This is a genomic window from Mesorhizobium argentiipisi (SeqCode), assembly GCF_037179585.1.
GTDB classification, from domain to species: domain Bacteria; phylum Pseudomonadota; class Alphaproteobacteria; order Rhizobiales; family Rhizobiaceae; genus Mesorhizobium; species Mesorhizobium argentiipisi.
Window position 1 is genome coordinate 27,327 of record NZ_JAPYKO010000038.1, and the last position, 25,526, is coordinate 52,852.

The window sequence follows — 25,526 nt, forward strand, 5'->3', positions numbered from 1 at the left end:
CGGCTGCTTGAACCGGCAAGAAAGTCTCCAAGGATAGCCCCAAACACGACACCTCGAAGTCTGGAGAAGAAAATGTCCGCTTCCAATTCCATCGTCGTCGCCAGCGCCGCCCGCACCGCGGTCGGATCCTTCAACGGCAGTTTCGCCGCCACGCCGGCGCATGAGCTCGGCGCCGTCGTCATCAGGGAATTGCTGGCGCGCGCGAAGGTCGAGGCGGCGGAAGTCGACGAGGTCATCCTCGGCCAGGTGCTGACCGCCGCGCAAGGCCAGAACCCGGCCCGTCAGGCCTCGATCAATGCCGGCCTGCCGAAGGAGACCACGGCCTGGGGCTTGAACCAGGTTTGCGGATCGGGCCTGCGCGCCATCGCGCTCGGCATGCAGCAGATCGCCACCGGCGACGCGAAGGTGATCGTCGCCGGCGGCCAGGAATCGATGTCGCTGTCGCCGCATGCCGAGCATCTGCGCGCCGGCGTCAAGATGGGCGACTACAAGATGATCGACACCATGATCAAGGACGGCCTGTGGGACGCTTTCAACGGCTACCACATGGGCAACACCGCCGAGAACGTCGCCCGCCAGTTCCAGATCACCCGCGAAACCCAGGACGAGTTCGCGCTCGCCTCGCAGAACAAGGCGGAGGCCGCGCAGAAGGCCGGCAGGTTCAAGGACGAGATCGTCGCCTTCACCATCAAGGGCAAGAAGGGCGACACCGTCGTCGACCAGGACGAGTACATCCGCCATGGCGCGACGCTCGACGCCATGACCAAGCTGAAGCCCGCCTTCGACAAGGACGGCACGGTCACCGCTGCCAACGCCTCCGGCATCAATGACGGCGCCGCCGGCGCGCTGCTGATGACCGAGGCCGAGGCTGCAAGGCGTGGGATCACCCCGCTGGTGCGCATCGCCTCCTGGGCGACCGCCGGCGTCGATCCGGCGATCATGGGCACGGGTCCGATCCCGGCTTCGAAGCGGGCGCTGGAAAAGGCCGGCTGGTCGGTCAAGGACCTCGATATCGTCGAGGCCAACGAGGCCTTCGCCGCGCAGGCTTGCGCCGTCAACAAGGGCATGGGCTGGGATCCCTCCATCGTCAACGTCAATGGCGGCGCCATCGCCATCGGCCACCCGATCGGCGCCTCCGGTGCCCGCGTCTTCAACACGCTGGTCTATGAGATGCGCCGCCGCGGGGCCAAGAAGGGCCTCGCCACGCTGTGCATCGGCGGCGGCATGGGCGTCGCCATGTGCGTGGAAGCGCTGAACTGAGCCAATAGCGAATAGGGGGTAGGGAGTAGCGAATAGCGAATAGCGAAGAAAGCGTCGCGCGGCGGGATATCGGACCCCTACTCGCTACTCTCTGTTCGCTCAGACTGTTTTAAAGGGAGGACCACATGAGCAAGGTAGCAATCGTCACGGGCGGATCACGCGGCATTGGTGCTGCGATATCGGTCGCCTTGAAGAACGCCGGCTATTCGGTCGCGGCCAACTATGCCGGCAATGACGAGGCGGCCCTGAAATTCAAGGCCGAAACCGGTATCCCCATCTACAAATGGTCCGTCGCCGACTACGAGGCCTGCGTCGCCGGCATCAAGCAGGTCGAAGCCGATCTCGGTCCGGTCTCCGTGCTGGTCAACAATGCCGGCATCACCCGCGACGCCATGTTCCACAAGATGACGCCCGCGCAGTGGAAGGAAGTGATCGACACCAACCTCTCCGGCGTCTTCAACATGACGCATCCTCTGTGGAGCGGCATGCGCGACCGCAAGTTCGGTCGCGTCATCACCATCTCCTCCATCAACGGCCAGAAGGGCCAGATGGGCCAGGTCAATTATTCGGCCTCGAAAGCCGGCGACATCGGCTTCACAAAGGCGCTAGCTCAAGAGGGGGCTCGCGCCGGCATCACCATCAATGTCGTCTGCCCCGGCTACATCGCCACCGACATGGTCATGGCCGTGCCGGAAAAAGTGCGGGAGTCGATCATCGCTCAGATCCCGGTCGGCCGCCTCGGCGAGCCGGAAGAGATCGCGCGCTGCGTCGTCTTCCTGGCTTCCGACGAGGCCGGCTTCATCACCGGCTCGACGATCACCGCCAATGGCGGCCAGTACTTCGTCTGAGCGAATATCGTTGGCTGCAGCATGCGAAATGCCGGCGGTTTCGCCGGCATTTTTGCAGGTGCTCACTTCGTCCAGCCGGCACTCCGCACGCAGCTCAAGCGACGAGCTTGAATTCGCTTTTCATGACCTGCTTGCGCACACCCGGCTGCGACGGTGCCGGCAGCCTGGCCATTTTCGCGCGGCTGAGACCCGACAGCTTCAGGGCAATCCTGCGCTTGGCGATCGGGTTCAGATTGACGAAACCGAGCACCAGATTGCGCAGGAAGCGTCGCAACGGCGTGCGGGTGAGCGCCATGCCTGTCAGCCTGCCTGCAAGCTCGATCACCTCCTGCGCCGCAGGACGCCGCAGCGTCTCATAGAGATCGAGCTCGCTTTCCGGGCGGACGCCGTTGATCACGTCGCCGAGCAGTTCTCCCAGCACCACGGCATCGATCAGGCCGGTGTTCATGCCCTGGCCGCCGGCCGGACTGTGAACATGGGCGGCATCGCCCATCACGAACAGACGCTCCTCGCGATAGGACTTGGCGATGCGATGATGCACGCGGAAGCGCGAGCTCCATGTCAAGTCGAGCACCCGCACCCGACTGCCGATCGGCCCACGGCTGTCGAGCAAAGCCTGGATGTCGGCAATGCCCGGCTTCTCTGGCGCCTCGTCCATGGTCGCGACGACCCGGTACGATCCATCCGGCAGCGGCGCCACGACGACCAGTCCAGCCGGCGAGAACAGCAACGACACTTCCGTCGGTCCAAGCGGCCAGTCGAGGCGCACATCGGCGAGCATGAAAACGCCGTCATAGGCCTCGCCGTCGAAGCCGATGCCCGCTGCTTCGCGGACCACGCTGCGCATGCCGTCCCCACCGACGACGTAGCGTGCCGAGATCGTCTGTTCACGGCCGTTCTGGACGACTGTGACCTGCGCGCCATCGGCATCTTGCGTCACCATCTTCGCCTCGACGCCGCGATGGACGACACCGCCCAGCTTGCCGATACGTTCTGCGAGCACTTTCTCGGTCAGGTTCTGCGGGATCATCAGCACATAGGGATGTACCGAAGGTAGATCGCTGAAGTCGAGATTCAGCAGCGTCCGGCCGCGGTCGCGGATGGCAAAGTTGTCGAGCTTCAGCCCAAGTTCGACCAGCCTCCCGGCGACGCCAAGTGGCTCAAGCGTTTCCAGCGTCTGTGCATGAACCACCCCGGCGCGCGAGGTGTTGAGGCCCTCGGCGAGACGTTCGACCAGAACGTGGTCGACACCCGCCTGATGAAGGGCGATGGACAATGTGAGGCCGGTCGGACCGGCGCCAATGATTACGACTTCTGTGGTCTCGGGCAACATTTCTTTCTCCATTTATCAACGATCGTTGACTTTTACCCTGAGCACTTGAATTTGTCAACAGTCGTTGATATTCGGAGTTTCATGAGCACGAATCAGCCGAAAAAGCCGAGCAAATCTGAGCGCACCAAAGCGCAGATCCTCGAGGCCGCTAGAGAATTATTCGTCCAGCATGGCTATGATGGGGCCTCGATCCGTGACATCGCGGCCCGCGCTTCGATCGATCCGGCGATGGTGATCCGCTACTTTCACAGCAAGGACGAATTGTTCGCCAGGGCGGCGCTCTTCGACCTGCGACTGCCGGAAACGCAGGTGACCGACCAGGCTTCCATCGGTGACGCAATCATCAGACGCTTTCTGCGCATATGGGAAGGCTCGCCCACCGCCACCGGCATGGTCATTCTCCTGCGCTCGGCGGCGTCGAACGAATTCGCCGCCGAGAAGGTGCGCGACGTATTCGCCAATCAGGTCAGGCCGGTCGTGGCAGCCTTCGGCGACCCTGCCGACGCCGGCCGTCGCGCCGGGCTGGTCGCCAGCCAGTTGCTGGGTCTGGCGACCTGCCGCTATCTGCTGCGGCTGCCGCCTGTCGTGGCCTTGTCGCAAGACGAGATCATCAAGAATGTCGGCCCGGTCCTGCAACGCTACGCTACGGGGGCGGGCGAGATCTGAACCGGTCGCTCCGGGTTCGGGTGCGCGCTGGCCTATCTCGGCGCTTGGCGAAAATGTCCCGTTGCGGGTCGCAAAAGTTAACGTTCTCCGTCTCCCATTGTGTAAAACCCGTTCACAAGCTGTGAATTATCGGTGCGCAAGCTGTGGACAACACCATATGTTGGGTGAACAAAACAAGAAAGTCATCCCATCGCTGATTCGTCGCCGATTCGTTCCGGCTTTGGCCGGAAAGTTAACGGCCGGAGCTTCAATCAGCGCTGCAATGGTTAATCGCCGGTAGGAAAGATCAACAATTTCATAAGTTTGCCTGGTGGGCTCAAACAGCCTGGGACTGTTCACGGCAAAGGTTAACGGCGCTTCGCATCGGGCAGAGGCCAAGCAGGAATCGGGCCAATCTCCAGATTCAGCATGTGGTGAGACTCATCGTCAAACAATCCACATATAGCCGTGAACAAAACCTGAATCAGAACGAGTCACCGATTCGTCGCTGATTCGTTCCAGACTCGTTCCAGCCGTTAAGGGCAGCCGGTTTGGCCGGCTCGTCCATTCCTGGCAGCTCCCAAAAAGAACATTCCGCTTTCGCTCGGCGCCCTAAATCCCTATGTGTCGGCTGTCACACGCGGCGGCGCCGCCGCGCCTCCGACCAAAAGCGGCAGAAACACTTATTTCCGAGCCGATGAACATCCAGCCGAAACACTCCCAGCCGCTGATCCTTTCGGGCCGCGACGTGACGGCCGTGTTGGGTCCCACCAACACCGGCAAGACCCATCTCGCCATCGAGCGCATGGTCGCGCATGGGACCGGCATCATCGGCCTGCCGCTGAGGCTGCTCGCCCGCGAGGTCTATGCGCGCGTCTGCGAGAAGGTCGGTGCCCACAAGGTAGCGCTGATTACCGGCGAGGAGAAGATCGTGCCTGCCGGCGCGAAATATTCGGTCTGCACCGTCGAGGCGATGCCGCGCGAGACCGACGCCGCCTTCGTCGCCATCGACGAGGTGCAGCTCGCCGGCGATCTCGAGCGCGGCCATATCTTCACCGATCGCATCCTGCATCTGCGCGGCCGCCAGGAGACGCTGCTCCTGGGCGCCGCCACCATGCACGGCATTCTGCAGAAACTGCTTAAGGGCGTATCCGTGGTGACGCGGCCGCGGCTTTCGCATCTCGCCTATGCCGGCTCGAAGAAGCTCACCCGGCTGCCGCGGCGGACCGCGATCGTCGCCTTCTCGGCTGACGAAGTCTATGCTATCGCCGAGCTGATCCGCCGCCAGCAGGGGGGTGCTGCCGTCGTGCTCGGCGCGCTCTCGCCGCGCACCCGCAACGCGCAGGTCGAGATCTTCCAGTCCGGCGACGTCGACTATCTCGTTGCTACCGACGCCATCGGCATGGGGCTGAACCTCGACCTCGAGCACGTCGCCTTCGCCCAGAACCGCAAGTTCGATGGCTATCAATACCGCAACCTGACCGCCGCCGAGCTCGGCCAGATCGCCGGCCGCGCCGGCCGCCATCTGCGCGACGGCACGTTCGGCGTCACCGGCCAGGTCGATCCGTTCGACGAGGACCTGGTCAAAAAGATCGAGGCGCATGATTTCGACCCGGTGAAGGTGCTGCAATGGCGCACCGCCGATTTCGACTTTTCCAGCCTGGATGCGCTGAAACGCTCGACCGAGGCCAATGCGCCGGTCGAAGGCTTGACCCGTGCTTTGCCGGCAGTGGATGCGCAGGCCCTGGAGCACCTGTCGCGCGATGGCGACATCCGCGCCTTGGCCACCGGCAAGGAGCGCGTGGCACTGCTTTGGGAAGCCTGCGCGCTTCCCGACTACCGCAAGATCGCGCCGGCGCAGCATGCCGACCTCATCGCCTCGATCTATATGGACCTTGCGCGCCATGGCCATGTCGATGAGAATTACATGGCCGAGCAGGTGCGGCGCGCCGACACGACGGATGGCGATATCGACACGCTGTCGCACCGGATCGCCCAGATCCGCACCTGGACTTTCGTCTCCAACCGACCGGGCTGGCTGGCCGATCAGCTACACTGGCAGGAAAAGACGCGCGAAATCGAAGACAGATTGTCGGATGCGCTGCATGAGCGGTTGACGAAACGCTTCGTAGACCGCAGGACTTCCGTCCTCATGCGGCGCCTTAGAGAAAATACCATGCCTGAAGCCGAAATCAGCCCTACCGGAACCGTCCTCGTCGAAGGCCATCATGTCGGCGAGTTGCAAGGGTTCCGCTTCACCGCCGACCAGAGCGCCGGCGGCGAGGACGCCAAGGCGGTGCGCACCGCTGCCCAGAAGGCGCTCGCGGCCGAGTTCGACGCGCGCGCCGAACGCTTTGCCGCCTGCGCCAATGGCGACCTGGCGCTCGGCTCCGACGGCGTGTTGCGCTGGATCGGCGCGCCGATCGGCACGCTGGTCGCCGGCGACGAGGCGCTGAAGCCGCGCCTGGTCCTGCTTGCCGACGAGCAGCTGACCGGCCCTGCCCGTGACAAGGTCGCGGCGCGCGCCGAGCGTTTCGTCAACTTCCAGATCGAGTCGCTTTTGAAGCCGCTGGTCGACTTGAAGAACGCCGACCAGATCACCGGCATCGCGCGCGGCATCGCCTTCCAGCTGGTCGAGCATTTCGGCCTGATCAATCGCCGCGACATCGCGGAAGAGATGAAGTCGCTCGACCAGGAAGGCCGTGCCGCATTGCGCCGCCTCGGTGTGCGCTTCGGCGCCTACCATGTCTTTGTGCCGGCGTTGATCAAGCCGGCGCCGGCGGGACTGGTGACGCTGCTCTGGGCACTCAAGAACGACGGCAAGGACAAGCCGGGCTTCGGCGACGTGGTGCACGCGCTCGCCTCCGGCCGTACCTCGGTCGTCATCGACCCGGCCTTCGACAAGACCTTTTACAAGCTCGCCGGCTACCGCAATCTCGGCCGCCGCGCCGTACGCGTCGATATCCTCGAGCGGCTTGCCGACCTCATCCGCCCGGCGACCAACTGGAAGCCCGGGCTCGGCCAGCGTCCGGACAGCGCCTATGACGGCCACTCCTTCATGGTGACGCCGCCGATGATGTCGATCCTCGGCGCCACGGCCGACGACATGGAGGAGATTCTGAAAGGTCTCGGCTATCGCTCGGAGGCCAAGCCGGCCGCCGAGGTGAAGGCGAAGCTCGACGCGCTGGACACCGCCGCCCGCGAAGCGGCCGCGGCCAAGCTCGCCGCGGAAGAAGCGGCGCACAGCGCGCAGGCAGCAGAGGCGCAAGCTGCGGCAACTGACACGGTCGCGGAGGCGGTCGAGGGCTCGGAGCCGGCTGCCGCCGAAGCTCCGGCTGAAGCGATCGCGGAAGTGGCAGCGGAACCTGTTGCGGGAGAGCCGGCTGAAGTTCCGGCCGAGGTTACGGAAGAGGCTCCCGCGGTGGAAGACGCCGCAGCGGTGGACATTACGGCAACGCCCCAGTCGCTCGAAAGCGCCGACGCCCTTACCTCCCCCTCGATGGGGGAGGTCGCGGCGCGAAGCGACGCGGGTGGGGGTGGTAGCGCCGACGTTTCCCACGAGGGGGAGGGTAGTGCCGGCGAGGCGCCAGCCGACGCCGAGGAACCAAAACCTGTGCTCCTATGGCGCCAGGCGCGTTTCGACCATCAGCGGCCGCGTCACCGTCATGACAACCGCCGCGACAATCGTCCGCGCGGTGGCCAGCCCGCACGCGAGGCAGGCGCCGGAGGCGGCCAGCCCGGTGACAAGCCGGCGCATGAGGGCGCCGGCAAGCCGCGCTTCGACCGCTCGAAGTTCAAGCCGAGGCCGGATGCAGGCGACCGGCGCGAAGGCAGGCCGCAAGGCGAGCGCCCAGATCGCCACGAGGGGGGCCGCCGCGAGAGCCGGCCCGACTGGAAGGGCAACAGGCAGGACGGCAAGGGCAATGCTCAGAGCGGTAGCAACGCTCCTGGCGGCAAGCCGGCCTTCCAGGGCAAGCCGCGCGAAGAACGCCCGCAGCGCTTCGACCCGGATTCGCCCTTCGCCAAGCTCGCCGCCTTGCGCGACCAGCTGAAGAAATAGGTTCGAGCATGATCCCAAAAAGTGGGAACCGGTTTTCGGGCAAGATCATGCTCCAACAAAGAGACAGCATGATCCCGAACCGAAGGACCGCGTCAGCGAAAAGTGGGAACCGGTTTTCGGATAAGATCATGCTCCAACAAAGCTAGCCGCGATGGTTGGAGAGGGCCGCCAGCGCATCGATAAATGGCTGTTCTTCTCGCGCGCGGTGAAGTCGCGGTCCTTGGCGGCAAAGGTCGTCGTCGCCGGACGCGTGCGCATCAATCGCGACAAAGCAGCGCAGGCCTCGGATCTGGTCAAGCCGGGCGACGTGCTCACCATCACGCTCGAGGGCCGTATCCTGGTCTGGAAGGTGGTGAATTGCGGCATGCGACGCGGCCCGGCCGACGAGGCGCGGCTGCTTTACGAGGACATGTCGCCGGCGCCGACGCCCAAAGGCGACGCGGTTCCGGACGCCATTCCGGCGCTGCGCGAGGCCGGCAGCGGCCGCCCGACCAAACGCGAGCGCCGGCAGACCGACCGTCTGCTCGGCGACGATTGAGACCTGATCGGCCGAGGGTCGAGGCCGGAGCAATTCCAGGAAAAACGCGCAGCGGTCGGGCCGGGTGACCTTGATGTACCCTTCCGGCCGGAATTCCATTCCGGCCCCCCGGCTCCGCCGGCAATCCCTGCCCTTGCATGCGGCGGGCAAAGGCGTTACCTCAGCCAAAAAGCCCAACAAAATGGGACGTTCCGGAGCCTGCAATGACCTATGTCGTGACCGACAATTGCATCAAATGCAAATATATGGACTGCATCGAGGTCTGTCCGGTCGACTGTTTCTACGAGGGCGAGAACATGCTCGTCATCCATCCCGACGAGTGCATCGACTGCGGCGTGTGCGAGCCCGAATGCCCGGCCGACGCGATCAAGCCGGACACCGAGGGCGGTCTCGACAAATGGTTGCAGATCAACTCGGAATACGCCGAGAAATGGCCCAACATCACCGCCAAGAAAGAGCCGCCGGCGGATGCCAAGACCTTTGACGGCGAGACCGGAAAGTTCGAAAAGTATTTTTCGGCGGAGCCCGGCGAAGGCGATTGATAGAGCGGCCGGCAACACCGGCATGACGCGACGTACCGGGACCGATACAATTACTGTCTTGACGGGCAGCGCTGCCGCTTGGCGTTAGCGAATGCAGCAAAACCTTGATTCTTCCGACTTTTTGTGCTACATCAGCAAAACATGCCGGTGACACAACGTCGATTTATGGCGCTAACGCCCCAAATCACTGAAAGGTGAGCTTTTAGATCCGGACCAGAGCGATCTGGGGCAGGCGGTCGCATTCGTGCGATATGCCGGTCCCTGCTTTTCCGGTGGGTTCATCCCTGTTGTGCGGCTAATGGTCGGCTATTGCCGACCCCATGGGTTCGAGTCGGCATGATGCCGGCTACACAACTAAGGAGTTCAGGGCGTAATGGCAACGATCACCCCGCAGAAGAAGTCCAACGCGGCCCGCCACGGGTTCAAGACCGGCGAATTCATCGTCTATCCGGCGCATGGCGTTGGTCAGATCGTGGCGATCGACGAGCAGGAAGTTGCGGGTCACAAGCTGGAACTGTTCGTCATCGATTTCCAGAAGGACAAGATGCGTCTGAAGGTGCCGGTCGCCAAGGCGACCTCGATCGGCATGCGCAAGCTGTCGGAAGAGGACTATGTCGACCGCGCGCTCAAGGTCGTGCAGGGCCGCGCCCGCATCAAGCGCACCATGTGGTCGCGCCGCGCCCAGGAATATGATGCCAAGATCAACTCCGGCGACCTGATCTCGATCTCGGAAGTGGTGCGCGACCTCTACCGCGCCGACAACCAGCCGGAGCAGTCCTATTCCGAGCGTCAGCTCTACGAAGCCGCGCTCGACCGCATGGCCCGCGAGATCGCCGCGGTGAACCGCATGTCGGAGACCGAGGCGGTGCGCCTCATCGAGGTCAACCTCAACAAGGGTCCGAAGCGCGGCGCCAAGGCCGACAACGAGGAAGCCGAGCAGGAAGAAGCTGCCTGAGCTTTTTCGCTTTTGAGTTTACAAAGAACCCGGCCTCGCGCCGGGTTTTTTGCTTGTGGACTCTCGCATATGGCGCCCCTCACCCAGGCTCCGCTTCGCTCGGCTGACCTCTCCCCGAGGGGAGAGGAGGTTGTCAGCGCCGGCGCCAAGCTCTTCTCCCCATGGGGAGAAGGTGGCCGCGAAGCGGCCGGATGAGGGGGCCGGCGCGCCCTATGCGATTGGCCCCGCAAGTAAAAAGTTAGGAGGCTCAGCCGCCCGCTTCCTTCTGCGCCTCTTCTTGCCTGAGCGAGGCGATGAAGCGCTTGGTCCGCTCGCGCTCCGGATTGTCGAAGACAACCGAGGCCGGCCCCTTCTCCACGATCGAGCCGGCATCGAGGAAGACGACCTCCTGCGCGATCTTGGAGGCGAGCCTCAGATCATGCGTGGCCATCACCATCGTCGTGCCTTCGCGGGCTAGCTGCCCAAGCACGTCGACCACTTCCTGCGCCAGTTCCGGATCGAGCGCCGAGGTCGGCTCGTCGCAAAGCAGCACGCGCGGCGACGGCGCCAGCGCCCGGGCGATCGCCACGCGCTGCTGCTGGCCTCCGGACAGCGTCGCCGGCCAGGCATCGGCCTTGTGCACCATGCCGACCTTTTCGAGCAGCGCCAGCGCCCGCTCGCGCGCTCTCGGCTCAGGCCATTTCAGCACCGTCACCAGCCCTTCCATGACATTCTCGATCGCTGTGCGGTGCGGGAAGAGCTGGAAATTCTGGAACACCATGCCGGTCTGCAGGCGGATGCGCTGGATATCCTTGACCGGCACTTTGACGCCCGGATGGAACGCAAGCGTCTCGTCGCCGATACGCAAGGACCCGGAGGTCGGGATTTCCAGCAAGTTGATGCAGCGCAAGAGCGTGCTTTTCCCGCCGCCCGAGGGGCCGACCAGCGCCGTCACGCTGCCCTCGTCGAGGCTGACGGTGACGCCCTTCAGAACCAGATTGTCGCCGAAGCGCTTTTCGACGTTGGTGAGGCCGATCATGCGTTGGCCTCCAGGAATCCGCCATAACGGTTGAGCCGCACTTCGAGCCGCGCCTGCAGCGCCGACAGCACCGAGCTCAACGCGAGATAAAGCGCCGCCGCTTCGACATAGAGGATCAGCGGCTCATAGGTGGTGGCGACGATGCGCTGCGCGGCCTGGAACATCTCGGGCACCGTGATCGCCGCCGCCAGCGAGGTATCCTTGACCAGCGAGATGAAGGTGTTGGAGAGCGGCGGCACCGCGACGCGGCCGGCTTGCGGAAGGATGGTGCGCCGCATCGCCTGGCTCCAGGTCATGCCGATCGAGTAGGACGCCTCCCACTGGCCCTTCGGCACCGAGCCGATGACGGCGCGGATGATCTCCGACGTATAAGCGCCGATGTTGAGCGTGAAGCCGATCAGCGCGGCGGGAAAGGCATCGAGCAGGATGCCGACCGACGGCAGGCCGTAGAAGATCAGGAAGAGCTGCACCAGCAGCGGTGTGCCGCGAAAGATCCAGACATAGAAGCGTACCACCGAGACCAGCGGCTTCGGGCCGAACAGCCGGATCAGCGCCGTCACCAGTCCGGCGATGAGCCCAAGCGCGAAGGACAAAAGCGTCAGCGGCACGGTGAAGATCAGCGCCGCCCATAGCAGCGTCGGCAACGATTCCAGCATCAATTGCAGCCAGTGCGGCACGGGGCGCTTCTCCCTTCCAGATACGGCGGCGCGTTCCCCCGTATGGACTGACTATCATGCAAGAATCGGCAGGCCGTCAAAGACGGCCCCGATGAATGTCGTGCAAAAAATGGCGGACCGTCTTAGACGGCCCCACGGAATGTCATGCAAAAAATGGCGGGCCGTCTAAGACGGCCCGCCGGTTTGCGAGCAAAAGGACGATTGCCTTACTTCGAGACGTCCTGACCGAAATACTTGTCGGCGATCTTCTGGTAGGTGCCGTCGGCCTTGATGTCGGCCAGTGCCTTGTTGATGGCCGCGACCAACTCCGGATCACCCTTGCGCACGATGACGCCGGAATAGTCGGCATTCTCTTCCTGCGCGGCGATCTTCACATTGGCGTCCGGCTTGTGCTTCTTGAAGTCGAGGAAGGACAGGCTGTCGTTGATGGTGGCGTCGGCGCGGCCGGTGAGCAGAAGCTGGATCGACTGGTCGAACCCGTCGGTGCCGACGAGTTCGGCCCCGTTCTTCTCGGCGAGCTTGCCGAAGTTCGAGGTCAGCGACTGCGCGGCCTTCTTGCCCTTGAGGTCGGCGAAGGTCTTGATGTCGGTGTCGTCGCCGCGCACGATCAGCACCGCCTTCGAGGCGATATAGGGATCGGAGAAATCATACTTGGCCTTGCGGGCGTCTGTGATGCCGACCTCGTTGATGACGGCGTCGTAGCGGTTGGCGTCGAGGCCGGCGATCAGGCCGTCCCACTTGCCTTCGAGGAACTGAACCTTGACACCGAGCTTGTCGCCGATGGCCTTGGCGATCTCGACGTCGAAGCCGACCAGCGCGTTGGATTCGTCGTGATAGGTGAAAGGCGCGTAGGTGCCTTCAGTGCCGACCTTGAACACGCCGGCCTGCTTGATCTGGTCGAGATTGGCGCCGGCATGGCCGGCGGCGATCGCCAGAACCTGCAGCGTTCCGGCGATAAGAAGCGGTTTGAGCCATTTCATTTTTCTGTGATCCCGTTTTGACCGGTGCCCCGGCGCGATTGTGACGGCCGGAAACTGGCAGATAGAAGGCAGCAAAATAAGGAACCAGATTTCAAAAATCGGCTCTGCCAGAAATCTGATTCTCAAAACTGGCCAGGAATCCGCCAAGCGGCTTTTTCCGGCAGATAACAGAATGTTTTCGTCGGCACCATCTGCCCTCTCGGGCGGCGGAACCATCCATGCGCCTGACACGTTGCATGGCTGTTGTAGGGCGCGGCGGCATCTTTTCAACCGCCATACGCGCAATCGTCGCAAAAGGAGCCGGCATGATCGAGGACGCGGCAGGACGGACATTGGTCCGGGCGGCAATGAAGGCTCCCTACCTCGAGCGCGACGAGGAGCATGTCCTTGCGCTCCGCTGGAAGGAAGAGAACGACCAGCACGCGCTGCACAGGATCACCGTCGCTCATATGCGGCTGGTCATCTCAATGGCCTCGAAATTCCGCCATTACGGCCTACCGCTCGGCGATTTGATCCAGGAGGGCCATGTCGGTCTGCTTGAGGCAGCGGCCCGCTTCGAGCCCGCGCGCGAAGTGCGCTTCTCGACCTATGCCACCTGGTGGATCCGCGCCTCGATGCAGGATTATATCCTGCGCAACTGGTCGATCGTGCGCGGCGGCACCAGCTCGGCGCAGAAGGCGCTGTTCTTCAACCTGCGGCGTTTGCGAGCACGGCTGGCCAACGGCGCCGAGCCGCTCTCCAACGCCTCGCTCTACCGCGAGGTCTCGGCGGCGCTCGGCGTGCCGGAAGCCGACGTGGCGATGATGGATTCGCGCCTGTCCTCACCCGACAGCTCGCTCAACGCGCCTTTGGCCGACGAGAACGGCGCCGCCGAGCGAATGGATTTCCTGGTCTGCGAAGACCCGCTTCCCGACGAGATCGTCGGCGAAAGGATCGATGTCCAGCGCCGGGCGGTCTGGCTGAAGAGCGCGCTCGGCGCGCTCAACGCCCGCGAACTTCGCATCATCGAGGAGCGCAGGCTGAGCGATGACGGCGCCACGCTGGAATCGCTCGGCGAACAGCTCGGCATATCCAAGGAGCGCGTCCGCCAGATCGAGGCCCGCGCCATGGAAAAGCTGAAGCTGGCCCTGGTGAAGCAGAACCCGGAATTTCTGGCGCAAGCCGCCTGAGGTTAGTCCGGGCCAAGCTCAAGATAAGAAATTTATTAAACAAGAATACCTCGCCATCAAGGGAATTTTCGTCGGGTAATAACGGCGATTGTGAGCTCTTTAACAGACCGTTGCGCCGCAATCGGCTTTTTGACTCCCCCAGATCACAACACATGGGGGATTTGCCATGCTGCGATGCTGCGCGTTCCTTGCAGCCTTGATCCTCGTGGGTCTCACGACGTTTGAAGCGCATGCCGATCGAAGGGTGGCCCTCGTGATCGGCAATTCGCAATACCGCGAAATCCCGGCCCTCAAGAATCCCGACAAGGACGCCGAGGATGTATCGAAGACATTCCGGCTGGCCGGCTTCGAGGTGTTCGCGGCCAAGGACCTCACCAGGCTTCAGTTCGAAGAGAAGTTCCGCAACTATCTGGCGGCGGCGGACGGCGCCGATCTGGCGGTCATCTATTATTCCGGCCACGGCTTTCAGATCGGCGGGGAGAATTTCCTGATCCCGGTCGATGCGTCGCTGAAAGATGCGGCCGACATGGAAGTCCAGGCCATCAAGGTCGACGACATACTGCGGCAGCTGCGCTCGAGATCGAAGGTCCAGATGATCATCCTCGACGCCTGCCGCAACGATCCTTTCCCGCGCAAGGACTATTGGCTGCGCGATCAGTTGATCGTCGCCGGCGGCAGCGGCCTTGCGCAGGTGACAGGCTCGCAGAACACGCTGATTGCCTTCGCCACCGAGCCCGGCGCTGTCGCCTATGACGGATCCGGCGATCTCAGCCCGTTTTCATCGTCCTTCTCCCGCCGCGCGATGGCGCCGAACCAGGAGATACGCTCGGTGATGGCAGCCGTGCGCCGCGATGTCGTCAAGGCGACCAACGGCAAGCAGGTTCCGTGGGAGAATTCCTCGCTGATCGATGACGTCGTGCTGATGCGCGGGGCGGAGGAACCAGCGCCGTCGCCCGATACGCAACAGAACGAGCAGGTGGCGGAGCGCGGAATCCAAGTCGCCGATGCCGCCGAAGCGATTGGAGGTCGTGACATCCGCGTCCCGGTCGGCGTCGGCCCGGTTCCGCTGAAACTGGAGCTTCCGGCCAAGGATGCCTCGATCAGCCTCAAGCTTGCGAACTACCCGGCGGCCGGCACGCTGTCCCTGCCCGATCGTGTCCTGTCGCCGGAATCGAGCCTGACGGCCGCCGACATCGACAAACTGCGCTACGAGCCGCAGATCGGCTCGGCTGCTCCCGTCGAAGTCGGCATCGAGATCCGCGCGGGCAGCGCCGCGAAGCGGTCGACGATGCAACTCTCGCCGAGCGTCGACCCTTGCGACCAAGCCGCCGGCGAGCCGCTCGACCTGCAGGGCGTTGTCTCGGGCCGCTTGCCGAACGAGATCGGCGGCGGAGCTGTCGAAGCTTGCGAGGCGGCGGTGAAGTCCTATCCCGACATTGCGCGCTTCCGCTACGAGTTGGGGCGGGCGCTGCTGGCGTCGGGCCGGATCGACGAAGCGAGGAATGTGATCCAGGATGCGGCCGATGAGGGGCACGTCCGTGCCGTTTACGAGCTCGGCTACATCGCCGCATCCGGAATGAGCGCGGCTCCGGATTTGACCAAAGCCAACAGCCTCTATGCGCAGGCGTCGGACAAGGGAGATCCCTACGGCATGACTGCCTTGGGGCGCGCTTTGTTCGACGGTGTCGGCGTCCAGCGCGACACCGGAAAGGGACTGGACCTGCTGCTCCAGGCAGCGGCGATGGGGCATGTCGATGCCACCAAGGACCTTGCGTTGATCTTCAAGGAAGGCCGCAACGGCGTGCCCGCCGACCCGGCCCGCGCCTTGGCTTTCCTCCGAGCCGGCATCGACCGGCAGGAGGCTTATTCGATGGCCATTCTCGGTCTCTGGCCCAAGCGAAGCGAAAATACGGTCCCGGTGTGCAAGCCCAAGGTGGTGACCAAAGTGGTCACGAAGATAAAGGTGGTCCGTACCCCCGCGCCAAAAGCGCCGCCACCGGTCACCAAGATACCAGCCAAGCGCATACAGAACGGCACCGGACCGGCATCTTGGCGTGGCAATGGCGGCGATCACCCCGAGCCCCGCGGCGGCGGATCTGACAGCGGCAGCACCGACGGTGACAGCACCGGGAGCACCGACTCCGGCAGCACCGACACTGGCAGCACCGGCAGCACTGATTCCGGCGGCACTGATACTGGCAGCACCGGCGGCTCTGACGGGATCAGATAACAGCAGCGATGGCGTGGACGCAGCCAACCGAACGGCAGCGTCGAGAGAGCATGATTCCGATAAGTGGGAACCGGTTTCGGACGACATCATGCTCCAACAAGGATCGTGATGGCGATTCAACGAAACGCCATCACCATAAAGCGGAAGCCGCCGGAATGCGGGGCGTCGGTCTTATTTGTCGGTGACGATCTTGACCTTGTCGCCCGCCGATACGCTCGCGCCGGGCGACATGGCGTTGAGCACCCGGAACAGGTCGAGCTTGCGGTCGACGCCGACCATCTGCGCAGCGAGCGAGCCCATGGTCTGGCCGGCCTGGACGGTGACGACCCGGATATGCAGCGGCTTCAGCGCCGCCTTCTCGGCCGGGCTCAGCACGCGGAAGGAGCCGCTGACCGAGCGCGCGACCGGGTCCAGCGAAGTGCTGGCCGAGGGCGCGGCCGTCAGCAGCCTGTAGACCTGCCCGCCGGCCCGGATCACCGCAATATCGAACTGCCAGCCTTGCGCGCTGGCATGCGCCGTCGCCGCATCGTTGCCGTTGATCGTTTCCTGGCGCACGCTGGCGTCTTCCAGCCCCGCCACCCAGCCGCTGCGGATGTAATCGGTGAGCGAGACCGACTTGTCGATCGCTACGCCGTCGAAGCGGATGGCGATGTCGCCAGGCCCGGTCGCCGTGACGGCGGCCGCCGAATTGTCGATAACGAAGCCATCCGGCACGGTGAAGGAGACGCCGAGATTGGGGTGCATGAAGGTCTGGCCGCGCACATAGCCTTCTTCCGGCGTGTCGCCGTAGAGCAGGCCGTCTATGCCGGCCAGAAATGCGTCGCGGTCGCGCGTGCCGACGCCGGGCGGGCCGAAATTGCGCGCAAGGCGCTGCGCCAGCTCGATACGCTGCGGCGTGTTCGGGTGGGTCGCCAGGAAGTCGAGGCTGGCGTCGGTGGCGCCGCTCACCGAGCGGAAATCCGTATAGGCAGACATCGACTGCAGGAAGCGGCCGGCGGCATAGGGATCGTAGCCCGCCTCGCCGATCGACTTGATGCCGATGGCGTCGGCTTGCAGTTCCTGGTTGCGCGAGAATTGCGCGAGCCTGAGCTTGCCGCGGATCAACGCCGCCTTGGCGGTCGGGCTGTCGCCGAGCACGTCGGAAACCACCTTGGTCGCCAGGCCTTCCTCGGCTTCGAGCTGCTGCCGCTGCAGCCCATGATTGGCGGTGACGTGGCCCATCTCATGCGCGATGACGGCGGCAAGCTCGGAGGAATCGTTGGCGAGCGCCAGCAGCCCGCGCGTCACATAGAGATAGCCGCCCGGCAGCGCGAAGGCGTTGACGTTGGGCGAATTGAGGATGGTGATGCGATAGGTCTGGGTCGGGTTGGCCGACACCACCGTGAGATTGCCGACGACCTTGGCCACCATGCGTTCCAGCTTGGGGTCGGAATATTCGCCGCCATAGGTCGCCAGGATACGCGGATGCTGCGCCTTCGCCATTTCGGCGAGCTTGGCATTGGCGACGACATTGTCGACGGTGATCGGCTTGTCGGAAGGCTGGAAGCCGCTCTCCTGCACGTCCGGCGGCGTGAACATCTGGCAGCTCGCAAGCAAGGCAACGCTCGCCAGCGCGAAAAATCGTGCCAGCGGCTTCATCCACACCTTCTTAGCGCCGCTCGACAGGTCGGCTTCCTTTCCAAATCTTTCGGCAAATCACGGCCCAGCCGGACCAGCATGGCCGGACCTAGCCATACTCCCCGGACAAGGCAAGGAAACGCCGGATCGCCCATTGCCGGTTTGGCCATAAATTATGTCCGCTTCCGGGCAATATGTTGTGATCCGGCAACGGTGCCGCCTTGATCGCCGATATAGCGCCTGAACGCATCCGGTCCAGACCGATCGAAGAAATCGTCGGCCGGCCCGGTCGCCGCGATCATGCCTTCATCGAGAAACGCCACGTCCTGGCCGATGCGGCGTGCATCTTCCGGCTGATGCGTGACGAAGAGGATTGTCATTTTGCGCTCTACGTGGATGCCGGCGACAAGGTCGAGCATGTCCTCGCGCAGCGCCGGGCCGAGCGACGCGAAAGGCTCGTCGAGCAGCAAAACCGGCCGGTCGCGCAGCAGCACCCTCGCCAGCGCCACGCGCTGCCGCTCGCCGCCGGAAAGCTCGCGCGGCAGCCGCTTTTCCTTGCCCGCCAGGCCAACCCGCGCCAGCGCCTCGGCGACGGCAATGCGATCGGCGTCGCCGAGTTTCAGCGATGGCGAGCGGCCGAGCCAGACATTGGCTTCAACGGAAAGATGCGCAAACAAATTGTTTTCCTGGAACACCATCGACACCGGCCGCGCCGAAGGCGGCGTGTCGCCGACATCGATGCCGCCGATCAGCACCTTGCCGGTGTCGGGCGTTTCGAAGCCGGCTATCAGATTGAGCAATGTCGACTTGCCGGAACCGCTCGGCCCCATGATGGCGGTGATCCTGCCGGCCGCGAATTCGGCATTGAAGCGAAACGAAGACTCGCCATAGCTGAATGAGACGTCATCCAGCGCGACGGTGAGGCGCTTTTGCGCGGCGGCGCCCTTAATGGTCGTCGTCATCGCTTTCCTTCCCGCCCCAGCCGGTCGGCGGCGACCACCAGCATCAGGCAGACAAGGCCAAGCAGCAAGGCAAGTCCCGCGGCGTCGGCTGTCCGGTAGCTGCCCATGCGTGCCAAAAGCAGATAGGGCAAGGTCTGCACGGAATCGCTGCCGAAGAGCGCGATCACGCCGAGATCGCCGAGCGACAGCGCCATGGCAAAGGCGAAGCCGGTGGCCAAGGGCCGCCTCAGCGACGGCCAGTCGATCAGGCTGAGCCGGTTCCAGCCGGATATGCCGAGCGCCAGGCAGAGCCGCTCATGTCGTTCGCTCGCCGCGTCATAGGCCGGGCGAATGGCGCGGATGGCGAAGGGCATCGCCATCACCGCGTTGACGGCGACGACCATGACCGGGGCGACGGCAAAAACATCGGTGACATGGCGCAGCGCCAGGAACCAGCCGGCGCCAAGCACGATCGGCGGCACCACGAGCACGAAGCCGGCGCCGGTGTCGGCGGCGTGTTCGAGCAGCGACATGGTGTTCCCCGAGCGGCGGCGCAGGGCCAGCGCGCGCCGCGCCTCAATCAACGCCAGCGACAGCGTCACGCTGAGCAGCGCCGCAAGCAAGGCAAGGCCCGCGCTGGTGAGGGTCGCGCGGCGCACCGCCTCCTCGCCCGCCAGCCGGCCGAGATCGGCCTCGAGGCCTGAAAGCAGCGTCGCCGCCATCGGTCCGGCGACGAACAGCAGGGCAAGCGCGATGAGGCCGGCATTCAGCACGGTTTCGAGCCGGCCCGCTGAAAGGTAGCGGCGCGGCGCGACCGGCAGATTGGCGTCGCCGACCGTGTTGGCGCCGAGCCGTGTGAGAGCGACGACCACGATGAAGGTCAGCGCGATCTGCAGCAGCGTCAGCACCACGGCGCGCGCGGGATCGAAATCGAAGCGCAGCGCCTGGTAGATGGCGACCTCCAGCGTCGTCGCGGCCGGACCGCCGCCCAGCGTCAGCACGATGGTGAAGGAGGTGATGCAGAGCATGAAGACCAGCCCGGCAATCCCCGGCAGGGCCGCCCGCAGCACCGGCCATTCGATCAGCCGGAAGGCCGGCCGGACACCCATGCCGAGCTGGCTCGCCAGCCGCCACTGGTCGGCGGGGACGGTGCCGAGCGCCTCGAGGAACAGGCGCGTCGCCAGGGGCAGGTTGAAGAAGACATGCGCGACCAGGATGCCGGAGAGGCCGTAGATTCCCGGCCACTCTGCGCCGCCAAGCCGGGCGAAAGCGCCGGCAAAATATCCGGCGCGACCGTAGAGCGCCAAGACGCCGAGCGCGGCGACGATGGCTGGCAATGCCAGCGGCACGGTGAACAATTGCAGGATCGGGCCGCGACCTGGAAAAGCCGGATGCCTCGACAGAGCGCGCGCCACGAGCAGCGCCGGCGCGACCGAGAGCAGCGTCGACAGAGCCGCCTGCCACAGCGTGAAGCGGGCAACGCGCAGGAGGTAGCCGTCGAAGGCGGCGGCAGCGCCGGAGAGATCCTGCGCGGCTTCGACAGCGAGCCCAGCGAAGGCACCGCCGATGAGCAGCGTGATGGCCGCCAGCGCGACGACACCGGCGGTGACGCGAGAGTCTTTGGGACGGGACGCCAGCATTTCCCCTAACCAAACAGGGGCTTGGTTTGAGCGGAAGGATTATCCGCGTCGAGTTCCCGCCCATCCCCCTCTGGCCTGCCGGCCATCTCCCCCGCAAGGGGGGAGATTAGCAGCTTCGATCGCCGCGCCACTCTTGCAGCGCAGGAGATTGGCGAAACCGACAAAGCGCTTGATCTCCCCCTTGCGGGGGAGATGTCCGGCAGGACAGAGGGGTGTTCAAGCGCCACCTGCGTCCTACTTGCTCATCACCGCCAGCCACTCATCCACCCAGGCCTTGCGGTTGGCCGCCACCTCCTCGGGGCTGAACAGCAAGGTCTTGGTCGGCTTGACCAGCTTGTCGAAGGCCGGGTTGAGCGGCTTGTCGGTCTTGCCGGCCGGGAACATCCAGTTGGTTTCCGGAATGATGTCCTGGAATTCCGGTCCGGTCATGAAGGCGATGAATTTCTGCGCCAGCGGGTTCTTCGCGCCGGTCGTCGTGATGCCGGCAACCTCGATCTGCAGGTATTCGCCCTCTTCGAAAGAGGCCGCCTGATAGCGCTCCGTGTTCTCGGCCACCATGTGGTAGGCCGGCGAGGTGGTGTAGGAGAGCACCATCGGCGCCTCGCCCTTGGTGAACAGGCCATAGGCTTCGCTCCAGCCCGGCGTCACCGTCAAGACCTTCGGCTTGAGCTTGGCCCAGGCTTCCGGCGCCTTGTCGCCATAGACCGACTTCACCCACAAGAGCAGGCCGAGTCCGGGCGTCGAGGTGCGCGGATCCTGGATGACGATCTTGTCCGTGCCGCTACCCTCGACCAGCTCCTTCAGGCTCTTCGGCGGGTTCTTCAGCTTCTGCGTGTCATAGACGACGGCGAAATAACCATAGTCGAAAGGCACGAAAGTGTCGTCCTTCCAGCCGCCGGGCACGTCAATGCCGGACACTTCGCCATGCGGCGCGAACAGGCCGCTAGTCCTGGCGTCGGCAGTGAGATTGGTGTCGAGGCCGAGCACGATATCGGCCTTGGTGCCGGCGCCTTCGAGCTTGACGCGGTTGAGCAGCGCCACGCCGTCGGCCACCGAGACGAATTCGAGATCGCAGCCGCATTCGGCCTCGAATTCCTTCTTGACGGCAGGCCCTGGCCCCCAATCGGCGGTAAAGCTTTCATAGGTATAGACGGTGAGCTTGTCCTTTGCCTCGGCAGGCGCGACGCCCGCCAGAAGCGAAACAAGACCGGTTGCGAGAACAAGCTGGGACAATAGCGAGCGCATCGGCGCCTCCTTCGTTCTGGTGACAAGGAATTGAGGCGCCGGATGGTCCGAAACGTCTAATCCCTCCGCCGGTACAAACCGGATCAGGTTCGGCGGGTTGGCTTGATTGCCTCTCAGCCGGATCACGTCCGGCACCCCGTTAGAGCGTTTCGACAGATAGGCCCGGCCGAAGCGCGGCGCAAGCGGAAGTTTGCCGGGCAGATAATGTCCCGGGGCAGCGGACTCGCAACCGAAGCGCGGGCTGTCCGGCTTCCGTTTCGCGGGCAGGGCTGGTAAGGGCGACGCCCATGAGCACATTCACCATCCTGCTTGGCGGCGACCTTATCCGCACGCCCCGGCTCGAACGTCAGATCGAAGGCTCACGCGTCATCGCCGCCGATGCCGGTATCGGCCACGCTCGCATGCTCGGCCTGATGCCGGAGCTTTGGGTCGGTGATTTCGATTCCGTGCCGGCGAACCTGCCGGATGATCTCGCCGCGGTGCCCCGAAAGGTCTTCCCGGCCGAGAAGGACATCACCGATGGCGAGCTCGCTATAGCGGAAGCGCTTAAGCGTGGCGCCACCAGCCTCGTTCTGGCTGGCGCCTTCGGCGGCAAGCGCGCCGACCATGCTTTCCTGCATCTGGCGCTGGCCGTGCGGCTGGCCGAGGCGGGCACGACGGTGCTGCTGACCAGCGGCGCGCAGGAAGGTGTTCCCGTTTTGCCGGGCAGCGCCGCCTTCGACTATGCGGACGGCACCTTGTTTTCGGTGCTCGGCTTCTCGGAGCTCGCCGGGCTGACGGTCACCGGCGCCAAATGGCCACTCGACCGCGTCGAGGTGGCGTTCGGCTCCTCGCTCACTATATCAAACGAGGTCAAAGGGCAGCTTGGCATCGCGCTGGAGCGCGGCCGGGCGCTGCTTCTGGCCCACCCCTATCCCCTTCCAGAAAGCTGATATGGCGCCGCCACTCCTCAATCTTGACGGCATTAAACTGACCTTCGGCGGCACCCCGCTGCTCGACGGCGCGGCGCTCAGCGCATCCGCCGGCGAGAAGATCGCGCTGGTCGGACGCAACGGTTCGGGCAAGTCGACCCTGCTCAAGATCGCCGCCGGCATGATCGAGCCGCAGGACGGCGAGGTGTTCAGGCAGCCCTCGGCGACGGTCCGCTATCTGCCGCAGCTGCCGGACATGGATGGCTTCGCCACCGTGCGCGCCTATGTCGAGGCCGGCCTCGGCCCGGCCGACGACCCGCATCGCGCCACCTATTTGATGGAACATCTCGGCCTGACCGGCGAGGAACGGCCGAACGACCTTTCCGGCGGCGAGGCGCGTCGCGCGGCCCTTGCGCGTGTCATGGCGCCGGAGCCCGACATCCTGCTGCTCGACGAGCCGACCAATCATCTCGACCTGTCAGTCATCGAATGGCTGGAAGAAGAGCTTGCCCGCACCTCTTCCGCCGTCATCCTGATTTCGCATGATCGCCGCTTTCTCGAGCGCGTCTCGCGCGCCACCGTCTGGCTCGATCGCGGCCAGACGCGGCGGCTGGACAAGGGCTTTGCCCATTTCGAGGAATGGCGCGACCAGGTGCTGGAGGAGGAAGAGCGCGACCAGCACAAGCTCGGCCGGCAGATCGTGCGCGAGGAGCACTGGCTGCGCTATGGCGTGACCGCCAGGCGCAAGCGCAACATGCGCCGCCTCGGCGAATTGCAGACCATGCGCCAGCGCTTCCGCAGCCATCGCGGCGCCGAGGGCACCGCCACCATGGTGGCGAGCGACGCCGCCGAATCCGGCAAGCTGGTGATCGAGGCCAAGGCCATCGACAAGAGCTTCGGCGACCTCGCCGTGGTTAAGGGTTTCTCGACCCGCATCCAGCGCGGCGACCGCGTCGGCCTGGTCGGCCCGAACGGCGCCGGCAAGACGACGCTTTTGAAGATGCTGACCGGCGAGTTGGCGCCGGACGCAGGCACGGTTCGGCTTGGCGTCAATTTAGAGATCGCAACGCTCGACCAGAAACGCGAGGCCGTCGACCCGCAGGAGACGCTGGCGCATTGCCTGACCGACGGCCGCGGCGAGAACCTGCTCGTCAATGGCGAGCAGCGTCACGTCGTCTCCTACATGAAGGATTTCCTGTTCAAACCGGAGCAGGCGCGCACGCCGGTGCGCGAGCTTTCGGGCGGCGAGCGCGCGCGGCTTCTGCTGGCGCGCGTGCTGGCGCGGCCGGCGAATCTTCTGGTGCTCGACGAGCCGACCAACGACCTCGACATGGAGACGCTGGAGCTGCTGCAGGAACTGGTCGCGGGCTTTGCCGGGACGGTGATCCTGGTCAGCCACGACCGCGACTTCCTCGACCGCACCGTCACCAGCGTGATCGCGCCGGAGGGCAACGGCCGTTGGATCGAATATGCCGGCGGTTATTCCGACATGCTGGCGCAGCGCGGCGGCTCTAGGCTGGAAGACCGCAAGGCAAGGTCGAAGGCCGAACCCGCCGAGAATTCGCCGAAAGCCGAACAACCAGCGTCCAAGAGCCCTGCGAAAAAGCTCTCCTTCAAGCAGAAATTCGCGCTGGACTCCCTGCCGAAGAAGATCGAGGCGGTGACGGCCTCGATCTCGCGACTGGAGAACAACATCGCCGACCCGTCCTTCTACGACCGCGATCCCGTCTCGTTCCAGAAGACCATCGCCGCGCTCGACAAGGAGCGCACGACGCTCGCCGCGCTCGAGGAAGAATGGCTGGAGCTGGAGATGCTGCGGGAAGAGATGGAGGGCTGACAAGCTTGCTTGCGAGCTTCGTGGCGTTTCACGATACGCGCGATCGGAGATTCCAACATGCTTCGGCCCGGTTCCAAATCTGAGCGGAAATCAGTCGGGCTCTCGATTGACTGTCGGCTGATCGACGAGGCCAACGCATTGGGCATGGACATGTCCAGCCTCGCCGAGGCGGCTATCGCGGCTGTGGTGTCGGCTGAAAAGACGCGTCGATGGCAGGAAGAGAACAAGGAAGCCATCGATAGCTGGAATGATTACGTCAGGCGGCACGGCCTGCCCTTGGCCAAGGACCGCCTGTTTTGATCCCGTAGCAGGTTTGCGATCACCGAAAAAATCCGAGGGTCGCCCTTACCTCACCCCGACGTCTTCGCCGCCCAGGCCTTCAGCGCCTCGTCGAACACCTTCTCGCCCGGGATGCCCTTTTCCATGGTGAGCAGCGCGCGGCGTCCGGTCTTGTAGACCACCGGCACGTCGATCCAAGCCTGTCCCCTCAGCAGCGTCAGGTTGGCGTCCACGTCGGCCTTGGTGTCGTTGAGTGCCACGAGGAAGAAGCCGTCGCCGATCTTGGCCGGAAGACCGATCAGCGGACTGCCGGCATCCTGCTCCGAACTCTTCATGGCAATGCGCAGAAGGCCGTCGACGCCGCCGCCGTCGAAGTCTTTCGGCGTCAGAAAGATCATTTCGATGATATGGCTGGCCGGCAAGGTTTGGTCGGCGTTGCGCCGGATCGTCATGCGCAGCTGGATATTCTTGCCGGGGATCGTCGCTTCGGCGCGGATCGCCGGCTCCGGCGGCAGATCGCCGCCGGGCGACTCCTGCACAAGTGACCAGACGATGCTGCCGGGCTCGGCCGTGCCCTGCTGGGTGCTGGTGCGCTCCTCATAGAAGATCGCCTTCTGCCCGACCGGCACGGTCGCCTCGGCCGTCGCCGGCGCGGGCGGCGTCGTGCCTGCGGCCGGCGGCGTGGCGCCAGCCGCGGGCGGTGTGGTTCCAGTCGCGGGCGGTGTGGTTCCAGTCGCGGGCGGTGTGGTTCCAGTCGCCGGCGGCGCCGGATTGGCCGCGTTGGTCGCCGGCGTTGCTCCC

The 25,526-nt window shown here is 64.5% G+C and carries 20 protein-coding genes, 1 pseudogene and 1 riboswitch; of the genes and pseudogenes, 12 read left to right on the forward strand and 9 right to left on the reverse strand.

The features are described from left to right. Window positions 1-72: 72 nt before the first annotated feature. On the forward strand, window positions 73-1,260 hold the full coding sequence (locus O7A05_RS30940) for an acetyl-CoA C-acetyltransferase (RefSeq protein WP_337097061.1): 1,188 nt from the start codon (window positions 73-75) through the stop codon (window positions 1,258-1,260). A gap of 125 nt (window positions 1,261-1,385) precedes the next feature. Then, window positions 1,386-2,108 carry a beta-ketoacyl-ACP reductase gene (gene phbB / locus O7A05_RS30945; RefSeq protein WP_337097063.1) on the forward strand — a complete coding sequence of 241 codons (723 nt, stop codon included), beginning with the start codon at window positions 1,386-1,388 and terminating at the stop codon, window positions 2,106-2,108. Window positions 2,109-2,202: 94 nt separating this feature from the next. Here the strand turns inward: phbB and O7A05_RS30950 are convergent, their stop codons facing one another. Beyond that, window positions 2,203-3,441 (reverse strand): FAD-dependent monooxygenase, encoded by a 1,239-nt coding sequence (locus O7A05_RS30950; protein ID WP_337097065.1) that lies wholly within the window; start codon window positions 3,439-3,441, stop codon window positions 2,203-2,205. 81 nt (window positions 3,442-3,522) lie between these two features. On the opposite strand from O7A05_RS30950, the gene O7A05_RS30955 reads away from it, so the two are divergent. From O7A05_RS30955 to O7A05_RS30975, 5 genes are all read left to right on the forward strand, one after another. Further along, window positions 3,523-4,107, forward strand: a complete 585-nt coding sequence (locus tag O7A05_RS30955) for a TetR/AcrR family transcriptional regulator (RefSeq protein ID WP_337097067.1) — start codon at window positions 3,523-3,525, stop codon at window positions 4,105-4,107. A 676-nt stretch (window positions 4,108-4,783) separates the two neighbouring features. Next, a complete protein-coding gene (locus O7A05_RS30960; RefSeq protein ID WP_337097069.1) occupies window positions 4,784-8,146 on the forward strand; it encodes a helicase-related protein in 3,363 nt (1,120 codons plus the stop codon). A 151-nt stretch (window positions 8,147-8,297) separates the two neighbouring features. Beyond that, window positions 8,298-8,684: an RNA-binding S4 domain-containing protein gene (locus O7A05_RS30965; protein ID WP_337097071.1), complete on the forward strand. Its 387-nt coding sequence runs from the start codon at window positions 8,298-8,300 to the stop codon at window positions 8,682-8,684. Window positions 8,685-8,887: 203 nt separating this feature from the next. Continuing rightward, the gene (gene fdxA / locus O7A05_RS30970) at window positions 8,888-9,226 is read left to right on the forward strand and encodes a ferredoxin FdxA (RefSeq protein ID WP_095767304.1); all 339 of its coding nucleotides are present in this window, start codon (window positions 8,888-8,890) and stop codon (window positions 9,224-9,226) included. Between the two features lie 373 nt (window positions 9,227-9,599). Beyond that, entirely contained in the window at window positions 9,600-10,181 is a 582-nt protein-coding gene (locus O7A05_RS30975; protein WP_040991750.1) for a CarD family transcriptional regulator, read from the forward strand. 247 nt (window positions 10,182-10,428) lie between these two features. On the opposite strand, the gene O7A05_RS30980 is transcribed toward O7A05_RS30975, so the two are convergent. The 3 genes from O7A05_RS30980 to O7A05_RS30990 form a co-directional block, all read right to left on the reverse strand. After that, a complete protein-coding gene (locus O7A05_RS30980) occupies window positions 10,429-11,199 on the reverse strand; it encodes an amino acid ABC transporter ATP-binding protein (RefSeq protein ID WP_337097072.1) in 771 nt (256 codons plus the stop codon). Further along, window positions 11,196-11,876 (reverse strand): ABC transporter permease subunit, encoded by a 681-nt coding sequence (locus O7A05_RS30985; RefSeq protein WP_337097074.1) that lies wholly within the window; start codon window positions 11,874-11,876, stop codon window positions 11,196-11,198. Before O7A05_RS30985 ends, O7A05_RS30980 begins: the two co-directional genes overlap by 4 nt. A gap of 206 nt (window positions 11,877-12,082) precedes the next feature. Then, window positions 12,083-12,856, reverse strand: a complete 774-nt coding sequence (locus O7A05_RS30990) for an amino acid ABC transporter substrate-binding protein (RefSeq protein WP_337097076.1) — start codon at window positions 12,854-12,856, stop codon at window positions 12,083-12,085. Window positions 12,857-13,161: 305 nt separating this feature from the next. On the opposite strand from O7A05_RS30990, the gene O7A05_RS30995 reads away from it, so the two are divergent. Next, on the forward strand, window positions 13,162-14,025 hold the full coding sequence (locus O7A05_RS30995; RefSeq protein ID WP_337097087.1) for an RNA polymerase factor sigma-32: 864 nt from the start codon (window positions 13,162-13,164) through the stop codon (window positions 14,023-14,025). A gap of 244 nt (window positions 14,026-14,269) precedes the next feature. Continuing rightward, window positions 14,270-16,255 (forward strand): caspase family protein, encoded by a 1,986-nt coding sequence (locus O7A05_RS31000; RefSeq protein WP_337097077.1) that lies wholly within the window; start codon window positions 14,270-14,272, stop codon window positions 16,253-16,255. A gap of 171 nt (window positions 16,256-16,426) precedes the next feature. On the opposite strand, the gene O7A05_RS31005 is transcribed toward O7A05_RS31000, so the two are convergent. The 4 genes from O7A05_RS31005 to thiB form a co-directional block, all read right to left on the reverse strand. Continuing rightward, complete coding sequence (locus O7A05_RS31005) at window positions 16,427-17,893, reverse strand: M48 family metalloprotease (protein ID WP_337097078.1); 1,467 nt, start codon at window positions 17,891-17,893, stop codon at window positions 16,427-16,429. A gap of 152 nt (window positions 17,894-18,045) precedes the next feature. Next, complete coding sequence (gene thiQ / locus O7A05_RS31010) at window positions 18,046-18,834, reverse strand: thiamine ABC transporter ATP-binding protein (protein ID WP_337097079.1); 789 nt, start codon at window positions 18,832-18,834, stop codon at window positions 18,046-18,048. Continuing rightward, entirely contained in the window at window positions 18,831-20,453 is a 1,623-nt protein-coding gene (thiP, locus tag O7A05_RS31015; protein ID WP_337097080.1) for a thiamine/thiamine pyrophosphate ABC transporter permease, read from the reverse strand. Before thiP ends, thiQ begins: the two co-directional genes overlap by 4 nt. A 234-nt stretch (window positions 20,454-20,687) precedes the next feature. Continuing rightward, window positions 20,688-21,698: a thiamine ABC transporter substrate binding subunit gene (gene thiB / locus O7A05_RS31020; RefSeq protein WP_337097081.1), complete on the reverse strand. Its 1,011-nt coding sequence runs from the start codon at window positions 21,696-21,698 to the stop codon at window positions 20,688-20,690. Window positions 21,699-21,741: 43 nt separating this feature from the next. Then, window positions 21,742-21,847, reverse strand: a riboswitch (TPP riboswitch). Window positions 21,848-21,985: 138 nt separating this feature from the next. Here thiB and O7A05_RS31025 point away from each other — a divergent pair. From O7A05_RS31025 to O7A05_RS31035, 3 genes are read left to right on the forward strand one after another with little or no spacing between them, the layout of a single operon-like run. Then, on the forward strand, window positions 21,986-22,630 hold the full coding sequence (locus tag O7A05_RS31025) for a thiamine diphosphokinase (protein WP_337097082.1): 645 nt from the start codon (window positions 21,986-21,988) through the stop codon (window positions 22,628-22,630). Between the two features lies 1 nt (window position 22,631). Then, window positions 22,632-24,446, forward strand: coding sequence for an ABC-F family ATP-binding cassette domain-containing protein (locus tag O7A05_RS31030; protein WP_337097084.1), 1,815 nt, complete (start codon window positions 22,632-22,634; stop codon window positions 24,444-24,446). Window positions 24,447-24,503: 57 nt separating this feature from the next. Next, window positions 24,504-24,746 carry a type II toxin-antitoxin system CcdA family antitoxin gene (locus O7A05_RS31035; RefSeq protein ID WP_337097085.1) on the forward strand — a complete coding sequence of 81 codons (243 nt, stop codon included), beginning with the start codon at window positions 24,504-24,506 and terminating at the stop codon, window positions 24,744-24,746. 50 nt (window positions 24,747-24,796) lie between these two features. Here O7A05_RS31035 and O7A05_RS31040 read toward each other — a convergent pair. Next, window positions 24,797-25,526, reverse strand: a pseudogene (locus O7A05_RS31040) (hypothetical protein); the annotation flags it as partial.

Excerpts from the sequence above, each read along its gene's own strand:
- O7A05_RS30940 (WP_337097061.1), top strand. The coding sequence starts at position 73 with ATGTCCGCTTCCAATTCCATCGTCGTCGCCAGCGCCGCCCGCACCGCG.
- phbB (WP_337097063.1), top strand. The coding sequence starts at position 1,386 with ATGAGCAAGGTAGCAATCGTCACGGGCGGATCACGCGGCATTGGTGCT.
- O7A05_RS30950 (WP_337097065.1), bottom strand. The coding sequence starts at position 3,441 with ATGTTGCCCGAGACCACAGAAGTCGTAATCATTGGCGCCGGTCCGACC.
- O7A05_RS30955 (WP_337097067.1), top strand. The coding sequence starts at position 3,523 with ATGAGCACGAATCAGCCGAAAAAGCCGAGCAAATCTGAGCGCACCAAA.
- O7A05_RS30960 (WP_337097069.1), top strand. The coding sequence starts at position 4,784 with ATGAACATCCAGCCGAAACACTCCCAGCCGCTGATCCTTTCGGGCCGC.
- O7A05_RS30965 (WP_337097071.1), top strand. The coding sequence starts at position 8,298 with ATGGTTGGAGAGGGCCGCCAGCGCATCGATAAATGGCTGTTCTTCTCG.
- fdxA (WP_095767304.1), top strand. The coding sequence starts at position 8,888 with ATGACCTATGTCGTGACCGACAATTGCATCAAATGCAAATATATGGAC.
- O7A05_RS30975 (WP_040991750.1), top strand. The coding sequence starts at position 9,600 with ATGGCAACGATCACCCCGCAGAAGAAGTCCAACGCGGCCCGCCACGGG.
- O7A05_RS30980 (WP_337097072.1), bottom strand. The coding sequence starts at position 11,199 with ATGATCGGCCTCACCAACGTCGAAAAGCGCTTCGGCGACAATCTGGTT.
- O7A05_RS30990 (WP_337097076.1), bottom strand. The coding sequence starts at position 12,856 with ATGAAATGGCTCAAACCGCTTCTTATCGCCGGAACGCTGCAGGTTCTG.
- O7A05_RS30995 (WP_337097087.1), top strand. The coding sequence starts at position 13,162 with ATGATCGAGGACGCGGCAGGACGGACATTGGTCCGGGCGGCAATGAAG.
- O7A05_RS31005 (WP_337097078.1), bottom strand. The coding sequence starts at position 17,893 with ATGAAGCCGCTGGCACGATTTTTCGCGCTGGCGAGCGTTGCCTTGCTT.
- thiQ (WP_337097079.1), bottom strand. The coding sequence starts at position 18,834 with ATGACGACGACCATTAAGGGCGCCGCCGCGCAAAAGCGCCTCACCGTC.
- thiP (WP_337097080.1), bottom strand. The coding sequence starts at position 20,453 with ATGCTGGCGTCCCGTCCCAAAGACTCTCGCGTCACCGCCGGTGTCGTC.
- thiB (WP_337097081.1), bottom strand. The coding sequence starts at position 21,698 with ATGCGCTCGCTATTGTCCCAGCTTGTTCTCGCAACCGGTCTTGTTTCG.
- O7A05_RS31025 (WP_337097082.1), top strand. The coding sequence starts at position 21,986 with ATGAGCACATTCACCATCCTGCTTGGCGGCGACCTTATCCGCACGCCC.
- O7A05_RS31030 (WP_337097084.1), top strand. The coding sequence starts at position 22,632 with ATGGCGCCGCCACTCCTCAATCTTGACGGCATTAAACTGACCTTCGGC.
- O7A05_RS31035 (WP_337097085.1), top strand. The coding sequence starts at position 24,504 with ATGCTTCGGCCCGGTTCCAAATCTGAGCGGAAATCAGTCGGGCTCTCG.